This window comes from Citrobacter sp. CF971, assembly GCF_006385635.1.
GTDB classification, from domain to species: domain Bacteria; phylum Pseudomonadota; class Gammaproteobacteria; order Enterobacterales; family Enterobacteriaceae; genus Citrobacter; species Citrobacter freundii.
This window is the reverse complement of record NZ_CP041051.1, coordinates 3,793,614-3,806,424: the sequence shown is the minus strand read 5'-3', so window position 1 is coordinate 3,806,424 and position 12,811 is coordinate 3,793,614. Positions and strand designations below refer to the sequence as shown.

11 protein-coding genes are annotated in these 12,811 nt (G+C 47.6%); 10 read left to right on the top strand and 1 reads right to left on the bottom strand.

All coding sequences use genetic code 11. The annotated features are described in order from the left end of the window. Nucleotides 1–12 precede the first annotated feature (12 nt). From E6P06_RS21910 to E6P06_RS21865, 10 genes are read left to right on the top strand one after another with little or no spacing between them, the layout of a single operon-like run. Nucleotides 13–1,299 carry an outer membrane beta-barrel protein gene (locus E6P06_RS21910; RefSeq protein ID WP_139935718.1) on the top strand — a complete coding sequence of 429 codons (1,287 nt, stop codon included), beginning with the start codon at nt 13–15 and terminating at the stop codon, nt 1,297–1,299. Nucleotide 1,300: 1 nt separating this feature from the next. Then, nucleotides 1,301–1,858 carry a polysaccharide biosynthesis/export family protein gene (locus E6P06_RS21905; protein ID WP_003037180.1) on the top strand — a complete coding sequence of 186 codons (558 nt, stop codon included), beginning with the start codon at nt 1,301–1,303 and terminating at the stop codon, nt 1,856–1,858. Between the two features lie 2 nt (nt 1,859–1,860). Beyond that, nucleotides 1,861–3,990, top strand: coding sequence for a tyrosine-protein kinase domain-containing protein (locus tag E6P06_RS21900; RefSeq protein ID WP_139935717.1), 2,130 nt, complete (start codon nt 1,861–1,863; stop codon nt 3,988–3,990). After that, on the top strand, nt 3,987–5,198 hold the full coding sequence (locus tag E6P06_RS21895) for a lipopolysaccharide biosynthesis protein (protein ID WP_032938083.1): 1,212 nt from the start codon (nt 3,987–3,989) through the stop codon (nt 5,196–5,198). Before E6P06_RS21900 ends, E6P06_RS21895 begins: the two co-directional genes overlap by 4 nt. After that, the gene (locus E6P06_RS21890; protein WP_139935716.1) at nt 5,195–6,565 is read left to right on the top strand and encodes a capsular biosynthesis protein; all 1,371 of its coding nucleotides are present in this window, start codon (nt 5,195–5,197) and stop codon (nt 6,563–6,565) included. The genes E6P06_RS21895 and E6P06_RS21890 overlap by 4 nt, the downstream gene beginning before the upstream one ends. Before the next feature lie 4 nt (nt 6,566–6,569). Continuing rightward, nucleotides 6,570–7,559 (top strand): glycosyltransferase family 2 protein, encoded by a 990-nt coding sequence (locus E6P06_RS21885; protein WP_044713277.1) that lies wholly within the window; start codon nt 6,570–6,572, stop codon nt 7,557–7,559. Nucleotides 7,560–7,573: 14 nt separating this feature from the next. Beyond that, nucleotides 7,574–8,785, top strand: a complete 1,212-nt coding sequence (locus E6P06_RS21880; RefSeq protein ID WP_044713276.1) for a glycosyltransferase family 4 protein — start codon at nt 7,574–7,576, stop codon at nt 8,783–8,785. A 1-nt stretch (nt 8,786) separates the two neighbouring features. Continuing rightward, nucleotides 8,787–9,899 carry a glycosyltransferase family 4 protein gene (locus E6P06_RS21875; RefSeq protein ID WP_048218463.1) on the top strand — a complete coding sequence of 371 codons (1,113 nt, stop codon included), beginning with the start codon at nt 8,787–8,789 and terminating at the stop codon, nt 9,897–9,899. A gap of 2 nt (nt 9,900–9,901) precedes the next feature. Then, a complete protein-coding gene (locus E6P06_RS21870; protein ID WP_032938074.1) occupies nt 9,902–10,309 on the top strand; it encodes a hypothetical protein in 408 nt (135 codons plus the stop codon). A gap of 30 nt (nt 10,310–10,339) precedes the next feature. Continuing rightward, on the top strand, nt 10,340–11,731 hold the full coding sequence (locus tag E6P06_RS21865) for a DUF4832 domain-containing protein (protein WP_139935715.1): 1,392 nt from the start codon (nt 10,340–10,342) through the stop codon (nt 11,729–11,731). Between the two features lie 46 nt (nt 11,732–11,777). On the opposite strand, the gene galE is transcribed toward E6P06_RS21865, so the two are convergent. Continuing rightward, the gene (galE, locus tag E6P06_RS21860; protein WP_139935714.1) at nt 11,778–12,794 is read right to left on the bottom strand and encodes a UDP-glucose 4-epimerase GalE; all 1,017 of its coding nucleotides are present in this window, start codon (nt 12,792–12,794) and stop codon (nt 11,778–11,780) included. Nucleotides 12,795–12,811 lie beyond the last annotated feature (17 nt).

Below are 12,811 nucleotides of genomic sequence, written 5' to 3'. Positions count from 1 at the left end.
TTGTCGGTAAGAATGCATACTAAATTGATAGTGATTACCGGAATCGTGATATCGCAGCCCGCATGGGCTGATTTAACCCCGAAATCACACATTGGCTTTGCGGGAATCGACTTCCAGGGCAAGGTTGCTGTGGATTATGGTTATAATGATAACGTTTCTTATCAGCCACATAGCAGCGATGCTATTGGTTCCTCGTTTCAGAGCGCAGCGCCTGTACTGAGTATGATCGGAGAGCGTGGTCAGGATAAGTATTTACTGATGTATTCCGGAGATTATCGTAACTACTCCAGTGATTCCGCTGATAACTATAACGATCATTTTTTCCGTTTTAACGGTGCCTGGCGGTACGGGCTCAAGCATGGTCTAACCCTCAATCTGGAGGATACGCTTGGGCATGAATCCCGTGGTCGCGGTATTACCGAGGGTTTTCTCCCGGGCCAATTCGAGCAGTATGGGATTACATCTCCACTGACGACGAATTTTATCAACAGTGAATTGCGTTACAGTTACGGCGCACCTGATGGGCGTGGGAAAGCGGAACTGGCGTTGTTGTATAAAAAACTCACTTTCGGCAACACGTCTGATGTACGGGACAGCAGTGAAGACTTCTACAATTATATTCAGGAACAGGAATGGCACGAAAATAGCTTGGTGGCAGAAATTTTTGACCAGTACACATCCAGAACGCGCTTTCGCTATAGTTTTATTACTAACCAGCGTCGCTATGATAACAACTCAGAAAAAGACACTAATGAGTACTATTTGCTGTATGGCCTGAAGTCGCAGTTGACGGGGAAAACCAATGTCGACATGAATATTTCATGGCTGTATAAAACATTTGAAAACAACGCAAACTCGCATGATTTTAATGGTCTAAACTGGGACATAAAAGCGGAGTGGAAGCCATTACAACAATCAGTTTTCACGGCCCACTCTGCGCAAAGCATTAAAGACCCATCGGAAGTTGGGGGATATATTTTAGTGACCCAGTATGGCCTTTCTTACCAGCATTTCTGGTTAGGCACTCGTTTTTCTACTTTATTGGACTACTCATTCACTTCGGAAGACTATAAAAAACAGAACAAGGATCGACATGATAAAGATGGTGCGTTTAGCGTAACCATGAGCTATGACTATACGCCGTCGGTTAATTTTGAGATTAAATATCAGATAGATACATTAAATTCGAATAGGGATACTGACTCGTTTTATATCGGTCCCAACGACAATCAGGAAGTTATTAGAACGTTGGGTTATGATAATTCTATGATTATGCTTAAAGCTAAGGTTCAGATCTAAAATGAAAATAATAGAACTGTGCGCGGTTTTGCTTTTCAGTATCCTGTTGGTCGGATGCACAACGTCCAGCCCGCGATTAATGGACGATCCTGCTACTGTTCAGCAGGATTACCGACTTGGGGCGGGGGATACGGTCAATATCGCTGTTCATGGTCAACCCGATATGACGATGCGGTTTATTTTGGATAAGAGTGGGGAAATTAATTTCCCGTTTGTTGGTGCTCTTAAATTACAAGATAAAACCGTTGATCAAGTGACAAAAGAATTAACTCAACGCCTGACCGGAGATTATTTTACCACTCCGATGGTGACGGTGAGCATTGCCGAGTTCCGCAAATACTATGTTTCAGGCGAGGTGAAAAGTCCAAATGGCTTCGCCTATGAGCCAGGGCTTACCGTCGAGAAATCTATTGCGCAGGCGGGTGGGTTTACAGACCGTGCGGACCGTCAAGATATCAACATTCGTCTGTCGGGTAGCAATCAGCTGCTTGAGAATGTCGATTTAACGCACTCTGTTCATCCAGGGGATGTCGTGATTATTGGCATGGGGTTCTTCTAACGATGAAACTATCTATAGTGGAAAACGGCAAAAAACGAGAAAGCAGTGTCGAATTCTCCCGCTTTGCCAAAGAGTTGAAAAAGAACGCCTGGAAAATCGCACTGGCCGGTATCGTTGCCGGGGTCGTCGCGTATCCATTAATCAGCATGATGTCCTCAAAGTATGTTTCAACGGCGACGGTGCTGATTAAGGCGCAAGCTGATAACGTTTCTCCGTTTCCACAGGTTGATGGTTTCGATTCAACGCGTAGTGGTTACTACGAAACACAATATGCGTTGATGCATTCACGTATTGTGCTGGAGAAAGCCATACGTGATATGAAGCTGGATGAAAACCCGGAGTTTACCGGGGAAAAAGCCGGTGCTCGGGGGGCTGATAGCAATGAAAGTCGGCAACTGAGAATGGAACAAGCGCTGAAAACGCTGGCGAAAAATCTGAATGTCATTGGTATTCGTACGACAAACCTGGCGTCTATTACCTATGAATCAACGTCCCCACAGGTTGCGGCTGACATTGCGAATGGCGTCGCGCAGGCTTTCATCAACTACACGGTGGAGCAGAAGCGTCTGAAGGTGGAGAAAGCTCGCGAACTGAATTTTGAAAAAATGGAAGAGATTCAGAAATCGATAGCTAAGCAAAAAGACGAGATGGACAACTATCTGAAAAATGCCGGGCTGCTGACCTTCCGTGGAATCGATGGTTTTGAAACCGAGCAGTTAAGTATCGTAACCAATCGCCTGGCCGATGCAACTCAGCGTCGGGTTGCCGCTGAATCCGTCTATAACGAGGTGAACGGGGGAGGTAAGTCCATTGAGAGCGTTATCTCGCTGCCTTCGGTCTCTAATCATGCTCAGATCCAGGATTTGCGCATTGCGTTGATTCAGGCGCAACGAACGTTGTCCGAACAGCGTAAAGTCTACGGGCCAAAAAATCCCGCCATTTTAAAAGCGGAGGCCGATGTTCAGTCGATCCAAAACCAGACTGGACGAGTGTTGGGTGAGCTGAAAGTCGGTTTACGCCAGCAATATCTGGCGGCGCTGGCGGACGAAAAAAACTATCAACAGCAGGTGACTGAGCAGAAAGAGATCTTCCAGAAAATGGCGTCAAAACGGGATGCCTGGAACAGTCAAAAGCTGTCGTTAGATAAAATGGAAGACCTGTATAAATCGCTTTATCAACGTACTCAAGAGCTGTCGCTGTCCGGCGTGAATGCTGATGCGGTGTTATACGACCCTGCGGTACCCGCCTTAAAACCGGCGAAACCGAATAAATCTTTGCTGTTGCTGATGGTGGTCATGCTGGTGGTGGTGTTCAGTATCATGTATTTCATTGTTAAAGCGGCAATGGATAACTCAATCGGTACCCTCAGTCGCATGAAAAAACGGCTCAATGTTGCTCCGCTGGGTGAAATCCGTCGTTTTAGCGGAACCTCAGGGCGCGCGCAGGTGCGGGACATGATCATGAAGAACCCGCTGAATGCCGATATTGTGCACGGTATCCGTACCCGGATTATGCTGGATAATCGACCTTTACAGACGCTTGCGGTGGCGTCGACGGAGCATGGCGATGGGCGTTCTTTGTTGGCGAATCTGTTAGCTAACTCTTTTAGTTTCGACCAGAAAACTCTGCTTATTGATGCGGATTTCTTTAACACTGACGGGCTCTCTTCTGAACTGGCGTCGGGAACATCCGCAGGTTTGGCGGAACTGTTGCGCGGGGAGGTTCAGCTTGAAAAGGCGCGGATTACGCTCAGTGAACATCTCGATTTTATTCCGCACGGCAAGACAACCATCTCTTCTTTACTGATGCTGTCGTCGGGGCACGTTGAGCCCTTAATGCGTGAACTGAAATCGCACTATCAGCGCATTATTATTGATGTCGCTGCTGTGAATCAGAGTCAGGATGTTCAACTGATTAAACGCGCCGTTGATGGGGTGATTTTCATCGTGAAAGCGGGGACGGGGTCCGCCGGGCAAATCGCCAACGCGCTGGATAAGCTGGAAGAAAATAACGGCGTGGTAATTGGCGCGGTACTCAATGCGGTTGAAGAAAAAGATCTTGAGACGCAAGAAGGTCTGCGTTCACTGAACTTCAGTACCGATCAACTGATGACCACGCCAGGCCGCGTATGAGTCTACTGAAGAGCGCTTCCACGATAGCCGGTTCATCAGTCATCTCGCAGTTGATTGGTGCACTGTCTATTTGGTTGATTTCACACAAGTACGATATGGCTGAGGTGGGGCTTTATGCACTCAACTACAGTATCGCCGTGGTGGGCGCTCAGGTGTGTACATTTGCATCACAGCTGTTAATTCCTAAACAGCAGGATGACGAACTGGTACAGAATGTTGTGTTTTGCCTGATCCAAAGCACGATCATTGCCTTACCTTACGCCGTGCTCACCGCGTGGCTGTTTCACCAGAACATCCTGTTTCTCTATTTGCTGACGTTGGCAACGGCGTGGGTTTTGATCTCGGAAAACCTGTCGCTACGCACGGCCAACTTTCGTTTTCTGATTTTCCAGCGTATTTCTGTTTCAGTGGTGGTATTACTTTCGGTTCTGATTACGCATTATGTACAGCTGTTTTATTGGTCGTGGGCCTGCGCGACGATGGCGCTGACCATAAGCTGTATTTTGCATTCGTTTGATATTCGTTCGGTGGCAGCCAGACATCTGCGACCCGCCAGTAATTGGCATTTTTTCAAACAGAATATTCATCACATTACCAAAGTGGGCAGTGCGGAAGTGCTGGCGATGGCCAGCAGCAATTTGCCGATTATGCTGATTAACTTTTGGTTCTCGGCGCTGACGGCGGGTTATTTTTCCGTGGTTAGCCGCTTTTGCCTGGCACCGGTGGTGATCATCGGCAACGCGGTACGCAATACTATTTTCTCCAAGTGGTCTATCGACTTCAGAAATAATACCTTTAACTATCAGGAATATACCAGGGTACGTATGCTATTGCTGGTACTAGGGGTTATCTGTACCCTTGGGGTTTTTATTTTCTATCCGATTGTGATGCGCCTCGGTTTTAGCGAAGACTGGATTAACTCCATTGAGACGTCGCGCTACATGTTGCCCTATTTATTCCCTGCGCTGGCGATAAGCCCTCTGACGGTGATAGAACTTATTTTTGGTTCCCATCGCTATTTTCTGCGTATCCAACTGGAACAGCTGGCGATTGTACTATTCGCTTTTGTCGTGACGCCCTATTTTTATAAAGATTATGCAACGTCGGTCATCTTGTTTTCTTCACTGACATTTATTCGCTACGCCTTCATTTATCTGAAAATGAATAAGCGAGCCAATCTCCTGAAAGACAAGCCGGTGATAATATGACACTGAATACCGGATACTATTTACAGGTTTATACTTTTGTCACGCTGATCCTGTGTGGCTTGGTGCAATACTTTACCGGTATGCAGTCAGTGCTGTGGATACCTTTTTTCCTCACCTTATTGATGGTGGGATTATTGGTGATGCAGACGCGTGATGGCTCGCTGCAACTGGATGCGCAAGAGACGATTGTTCTGGCGTTGTATTTCTCGTTCCTGGTACTGGCTGGGACATCGACGTTGATTCAGGGCGGGATCACCGTCGCGATTGTGGCATTTAAAAACGAAATTGCATTGTCGCTGGTGATGATCTGTTTGCTGCTAGGGTTTTGCCGGGAGTCGCAGATTTATCGTGTAACACGCTATCTGTACTGGGTTTTTTACGCGCAGATCCCGGTAATGATTTATCAGGTTTTACTGGTCGTTCCCCAGCGCGTCGAGGTGCGCGGCGAAGATGAGAAATGGGACTCCGTGGTTGGCACGTTTGGCGGTGACCCCATGGGGGGCGGGAATACTGCCGCAATGGGGCTGTTTTGCCTGTTAATTATGTTGTTAAAAGTCTCCGAATATAAGCATGGGCTCACCACGTTCAAATCCATGGCGCTGCATATTGTTCTCGGTATCGGGTTATGCATAATTGGTGAAGTGAAGTTTGTCATCCTGCTATCGCCAATATTCCTGGCGTGGGTGTGGCTCTCACCGAGCTACGTCAAAGACGTTAGTAAGGTTAATCTGAAGACGTTATTGGTTATTGTGGCGGGAATGCTGTTGCTCATTAGCCTGTCGATTGTGATCCTAGCGTACTATTATTCTACGGCGTTCGGTGGCGATCCATCGAAAAGCTCGTTAAGTATTTTTATCGACTCCTTAAGCTATATCTTTGATCCAAACTACATTATGTCTACCGGTGAATTAGGGCGCTTTACGACGTTCCTGTTCTGGTTGAAAAATAACGATCTGTGGGGGCTTTCAGGAACGTTATTTGGCTACGGACTCAACGCCACTAACAGTGGTAGTACGGTGTCGCCGGGATTCTTAAATATTATCTACAACTTAATTCTCGACTCGACTTCCCTGAGTATGCTGCTGTGGGAAGTGGGGGCGATTGGTACATTACTCTTTGTTAGCTTATTCATTTATATCCTGAAAGTTTGTCAGCCAAAGCCATTACTGAGACTTGAACAACTGGACCAGCAGGATCTCCAGTTGCTGAGTTTTGCACCGGCGTTTAACGCTTTTGCTATCAGTTGCTTAATTAGCTTACCTTACAGCCAGATACTGATGATTACACCGATGTTACAATTCCTGTTCTATTTATCACTAGGTGCAAGTTTAGTGATTCGTCGAACCGTCCTTCGCTGCGTAGGGTAATTGTATGGACAATAAACCGTTTATTTCAGTGAGTATTAAAACACTCAATGAATCTGAATGTATTGAGAAGACGATTGACAGCATCCGTAAGCAGCTTATTGACTATCCACATAAAATTATTGTGGCAGATAGTCTCTCAACGGATAACACCCAACAGCTTGCGATCGATAAAGGGGTGACCGTAGTGTCCTTAACTGACCCTGGCGATCGCTGCTGTGGCGTCGGGCACCAGTTAGGTTATCTGTATAGTGAAGGGGAATATCTGTTGTTGATGGACGGCGACATGGAGCTGGAAGAAGGATTTGTGGATCAGGCAGTCGCCTTTTTGCAGGCTGAACCAGAATATGCAGGCGTTGCGGGAACCGTTGAAATGGATGATGCCGTTAACTATGAATTTAAGTCTCGTAAGCAACGCATTAATAAAATCTATCCGCTCGGGGATAGTGACCATTTAGGCGGTGGTGGATTATATCGTCGCTCTGCGATTGAGAAAATTGGTTATCTGACTAACCGTAATTTGCACGCGTATGAAGAGGCTGAGCTGGGTCTGCGTTTAATCGAAGCGGGCTATAAACTGCGGCGTCTGGATATTCCTTATTTTATTCATACTTCGCATACCATGCCGACCTTTCAGATGCTCAAGCACCGTTGGAAAAGCGGATACTATCAGGCCCCTGGCGAGCTTTTACGTTGTGCCTGGGGAAAACCTTATTTCGGCAAAGCGTTAAAAATGGTCAGGAACGAGGCGATTTTTTCTGTTTACTTGATTGGCTTGTTCATTGCGGCGGTGACCTTCAATCTTGAACTTTTCGACATTGCATTTCTGCCCTTACTTGCATTTATTGCCCTGAAAACCGTACAGAATCGATCGTTATTAAACGGCCTGCAAAGCGTAATGAACCTGGCCGTGCTTTCTGCCGGGCTGGTTAAAGGGTTGACTAAACCAGTACGCGATCCGTTGACTCCACCCAACAGTAAAATCATTCATGAATAACCGGGGCAGGCGCCATGAAAGTATTATTAGTTAACAAGTTTTTTTTCATTAAAGGCGGCGCGGAAACGGTTTATTTTCAAGAGCGCGATATGCTGAAACAGGCCGGAGTGCAGGTTATTGATTTCTCTATGCATCATGATAATAATCTCCCCTCGGACTATGCGGATTATTTCGTCAGCAATGTGGACTACCACAAAGAGAGCAATCTGCTGGGCGGTATCAAAACGGCGGTTAACTTTATTCATAATTCGCAGGCCTGCAAAAAAATGCTGGCGCTATTAGAAAAAGAGCGCCCGGATATTGTCCACTTTCACAACATCTACCATCAGTTAACACCGGCGTTGATTAAAGTTGCGCGTAATTTTGGCAGCAAAACGGTGCTGACTGCGCATGACTATAAGATTGTGTGCCCCTCGTATTCCATGCTGCGCGACGGCAAAGTGTGCGATTCCTGTATTACCGGGACGGTTTTCAATGCCTTCAGGTATCGTTGCCAGGAAGGTTCAGCCTCAAAAAGCTTACTGCTCTCCCTGGAGGCAACCTGGCAGTACATTGCACAAAACTATCAGGCGCTGGATGTGATTATTTCACCGAGTGTTTTTTTACGAGGTATCCTGCTGCGTACGCTGCCAAATTCGCGCATTGATGTCATCGTCAATGGCGTTGATGACAGTCGTCCCCTGGCCGAAGTAAGCGATGAGGGCTATATGCTGTACTTTGGCCGTCTGAGCCGTGAAAAGGGCGTGGCAACGTTGTTGGAAGCGCATAAAAAAATGCAGAACAGCGCGCCGCTGAAAGTTGTGGGGCACGGTCCGTTGCATGATGAATTAGCCGCCAAATACCCTGATGTTGAATTTTTAGGTTATGTGCAACAAGGAGAAGCCCTCGACAAGCTTATTAAGCATGCGCGAGCGGTGATCCTTCCTTCTGAATGCTATGAAAACTGTTCTATGGCGATATTGGAAGCGATGTCTTTAGGCAAGCCGGTTATTGGATCGCGCATTGGCGGCATCCCGGAACAAATTCGTGACGGTATCGAAGGGATTTTATTCGAACCAGGCAATGCGCAGGAGTTGGCAAATGCGATGGACGCCCTGGCTAACTCGCAAGAGAAGGCGCGGAATATGGGCTTACATGGCCGTGCGCGGTTGAGTGAAAAATATGCGCTCAGTAAACATATGGATACCTTACAGGCGTTGTATAAAGAACTGCTGAGCAGGCCATAGAATGAGTAAAAAAATAACGGTTTTTGGAACGCGTGGTATTCCCGATGTATTGGGCGGTGTGGAGACACACTGTCAGAATCTTTATCCTGCCATTAAGCAGCAGTTCGACGCGGATATTTGCGTGATTGCTCGCTCGCCATATGTAAATTACAAACGATCGGTCTATAAAAAAGTCGAAACCTACGCGCTGTGGGCACCCAAAAAGCGCTCGCTGGAAGCTATTGTCCATTCCGTTTTAGCGGCGTTTAGGACACGTATCGACCATTCGGATATTGTGCATGTCCATGCTATCGGCCCTGGCCTTGTGATCCCACTCTTACGCGTGATGGGTAAGAAGGTGGTTTTCACCCACCACGGACCTGATTACGATCGTCAGAAATGGGGTTTCGTTGCAAAAAAAATATTGCTGCTGGGCGAACGTTGGGCGGTGAGATATGCCAACGAGGTGATTGTGATTTCTGAAGTTATTAATCAACTGATCCAGAAAAAACATGGTCGCTATGATGCGCATTTAATTCACAATGGCGTAAATGAGCCGCGGTTGTTATCAGAGCTCACCATCGACAATACACTCTCCCGCTTTGGGCTGCAGCCGAAAAATTATCTCGTTGTGGTTGGGCGGTTTGTGGAAGAAAAAGGAATGCATGATGCCATTGCCGCCTATCAACACAGTGGTTTGACCATGCCGTTAGTGTTAATTGGTGATGCGGATCATCCAACCGAATACAGCATTCGCCTCAAAAAGCTTGCCGCCGACACGCCTGGTGTCGTGATGACCGGTTTCTTACGTGGTGATGAGCTGCAGGCGGTGTTTTCGCAGGCCAGGCTATTTGTGATGCCTTCATACCATGAAGGATTGCCCATTGCGCTGCTGGAGGCAATGTCATTTTCTCTTCCGGCCGTCGTCAGTGATATTCCTGCTAACCTTGAAGTTCAACTGCCTGCCGAGACCTATTTTAAGGTGGGAGATGTAACCGATCTGGCCGAAAAATTAGGCCAAGGGGTAACAGCAAATAGCGTGGACTATCGTGTATATTTGCAAAACTACAATTGGCATGAAATCGCCAAAAAGACGGTTAACGTCTATCACTCAATTGATAAAGATATAGGTTAATTTTGACCAGTCCTCAAAATCGTCCCCCCGTCATCGAACGATTTTATACTCATCTTGATGAGACGATTGCGCAGGGGTTGACCCCTGAACAAAAAGAAGGGGTGGAAAATGCGATCCTGGCCTCGACGCTGGCTTCGCGGCATCAGATCGATATTCGCAGAAGCTTTCCCTTTTTCAGTAAGCGTTATTATCTGGTTTTTTTGTTTGGCAGAGATTTACGCCGCCAGCACCGCCAGGAATCGACCCTGTCGAGAATGTTGCTCACTTTTTTGCTGCTGATTGCCGTGCTGTTCGTCACCTGCTGCGTATTGTTGACGCTGTATATGATCAAATCCGCGTTAGGTATTGATGTGTTCCAAAATTTTCACGTAGGTATCTGGGATTGGTGGTTAAGTCTGAAAAACCACTAGCGTTAACAAACCTGTGGAGGCATTACTGCGATGAAGTGTAAATGGGTTTCTGCGCTGTTGTTAATGTCCTTTCCGTTAACGGTCATCTCCGCATTAACGACCGTAACCCCCAAAGCATTAACTGGCCCGCTGACCAATCCGGGGATTGGCGTGGCAAGTTTTCATCAGGGATACGGTGAAACGCTGGGGCTGGCGGACTATCCCAATACCGGATTTGAATACGACCGTTTTTACTGGCGGGACCTGGAGCCAGTCGAAGGCCAGTACAATTTTGCGTTGGTGGATGATGCCTTCAAATACGCGGCGGCACATCGTCCAGCGATGAATGTCGGGCTACGATTTATGGTACTGGCAGAGCCGGAAAGCGGCTCGCAAATTCCTGACTGGCTGATTAAAAAAGGCGTGAAAGGTACCTGGACGCCGGATAAAAAGACATTTGCCCCGGATTTAGACGATCCTCTGTTCATTCAATACAGCCAGCGTCTGTTGAACGCATTTGGTAAGCGCTACGATGGTAATGAGAATCTCGCGTTTGTTGATATTGGCATGGTGGGATCATGGGGAGAATGGCATAACAGCAACTTCCCGAACCTGAAGCCATTACTGGAGCGATACACCACGGCGCAACTGGATCGCTACGTCGCGATGCACTTTTCTGCTTTTCCGGTGACGCCAAAAACCATGCTGATAAGCGGCGGACAAAGTCTGGCGAATGCGGTGGAGCGTGGGGCAGGATGGCGTGCGGACTGTTGGGGGGACCTGCGCGTATTTTCGGACTCCTGGAACCATATGACTGATGATTACCCGCAGCGATTGCTGGCTGCGCAGCAGAGTTATTCAGGGTTCAACGACGCCTGGAAACGTGCGCCGGTCAGTCTGGAAATCTGTTCATATATGCAAGACTGGAAGAATACTTTTCATTATACGCGTGCCGAAGTGCAGGGTATTTTTGACTGGGCGGTCAAACAGCACGCCAGTACCATTAACCTGAAATCGAGAGCGATACCCAGCGACTATCGACCGATTGTCGACGATGCGCTGACCAAATTAGGCTATCGATTTCGCCTGGCGTCCCTGAGCCATGAGTCCGTGTGGGACAGCGGACAAACGCTGACATTGAACAGTACCTGGTACAATGAGGGTATCGCTCCGATTTATCTGCCTTATATGCTGGCATTCCGTGTTGTGGACAATGCTAATAAGGTGGTGGCTCAGGGGAATTCCGCGGAGGATATTCGCCGCTGGCTCCCCGGTAAGTATCAGGTCAGTTTTGCGTTATCTATGCCAGGCCGACTGGCAAAAGGGCAGTACGCGATTGAGGTTGCGATGTTGGATAAGTCGGGTGCGGCGAGAATTAACTTTGCCAATGAAGGGAAGCAGAGCAGCGGCTGGTACCGGGTATCAACAATAACAGTACAATAGTCAGACACAGCAGCGAGCCTGACGGTCAGGCTCGCTGCTGTGAACATTAAATTTGATACCCATTCGGGTTGTTTTTTTGCCAGTTCCAGGTGTCACGCATCATTTCATCAAGGCTGTAGATGGCCTTCCAACCTAACTCCTTATATGCCAGCGATGGGTCAGACCAACATTCGGCAATGTCTCCAGGTCTTCTGGCGACAACCTTATAATTAATTTTAGTCTGCGCTGCTTTTTCAAACGCCTTAATCAGATCAATCACGGAATAACCGACCCCGGTACCGAGATTAATCACCTTGTAGGCAGCGCCTTTGTTCTGGCAATCAAGCGCGGCTAAATGACCAGTCGCCAGATCCATGACGTGAATATAATCACGCACGCCGGTTCCGTCAGGGGTTGGATAGTCATTACCATACACCGATACGGTTTTAAGCTTACCAATCGCGACCTGGGAGATGTATGGCACCAGGTTGTTTGGGATACCGTTAGGATCTTCACCAATGCGACCCGATGGATGGGCGCCGACCGGGTTGAAATAGCGCAGGCAGGTAATGCGGAAATCAGGTTGCGCACGTGAGAAATCGGCCAGAATCTGTTCGACCATTAATTTAGAGGTGCCGTAGGGATTGGTGGTACCGCCCGTGCGTGATTGCTCGCTCAACGGCACGCTTTCCGGATTACCGTATACCGTAGCTGATGAGCTAAAAATGAAACGATTAACGCCTGCGGCCAGCATCTCATCCAGTAAAACCAGCGTTCCGGTGACGTTGTTTTCATAGTAGGCAAGAGGTTCTTTTATCGACTCGGAAACCGATTTGAGCCCTGCAAAATGAATGACATCGGTGATGTGATGGTTGGTAAAAATGTTTTTTAAGGCCTGTCTGTCGAGAACATCGGCGATATAGACAATGGGTTCCTTTCCGGTAAGTTCCGCGACCCTGTCCAGCGATATCCGACTCGCATTTGCCAGATTATCGATGACAACGACATCATCGCCTCTTTCCAGTAGTGATAAAACAGTATGTGAACCAATATAACCTGCACCACCTGTGACAAGAATTGCCATACAGACTCCAGAAAAAT

What these genes read in the sequence shown, in the direction of transcription:
- E6P06_RS21910 (WP_139935718.1), top strand. Translation starts at nt 13, where the DNA reads ATGCATACTAAATTGATAGTGATTACCGGAATCGTGATATCGCAGCCC.
- E6P06_RS21905 (WP_003037180.1), top strand. Translation starts at nt 1,301, where the DNA reads ATGAAAATAATAGAACTGTGCGCGGTTTTGCTTTTCAGTATCCTGTTG.
- E6P06_RS21900 (WP_139935717.1), top strand. Translation starts at nt 1,861, where the DNA reads ATGAAACTATCTATAGTGGAAAACGGCAAAAAACGAGAAAGCAGTGTC.
- E6P06_RS21895 (WP_032938083.1), top strand. Translation starts at nt 3,987, where the DNA reads ATGAGTCTACTGAAGAGCGCTTCCACGATAGCCGGTTCATCAGTCATC.
- E6P06_RS21890 (WP_139935716.1), top strand. Translation starts at nt 5,195, where the DNA reads ATGACACTGAATACCGGATACTATTTACAGGTTTATACTTTTGTCACG.
- E6P06_RS21885 (WP_044713277.1), top strand. Translation starts at nt 6,570, where the DNA reads ATGGACAATAAACCGTTTATTTCAGTGAGTATTAAAACACTCAATGAA.
- E6P06_RS21880 (WP_044713276.1), top strand. Translation starts at nt 7,574, where the DNA reads ATGAAAGTATTATTAGTTAACAAGTTTTTTTTCATTAAAGGCGGCGCG.
- E6P06_RS21875 (WP_048218463.1), top strand. Translation starts at nt 8,787, where the DNA reads ATGAGTAAAAAAATAACGGTTTTTGGAACGCGTGGTATTCCCGATGTA.
- E6P06_RS21865 (WP_139935715.1), top strand. Translation starts at nt 10,340, where the DNA reads ATGAAGTGTAAATGGGTTTCTGCGCTGTTGTTAATGTCCTTTCCGTTA.
- galE (WP_139935714.1), bottom strand. Translation starts at nt 12,794, where the DNA reads ATGGCAATTCTTGTCACAGGTGGTGCAGGTTATATTGGTTCACATACT.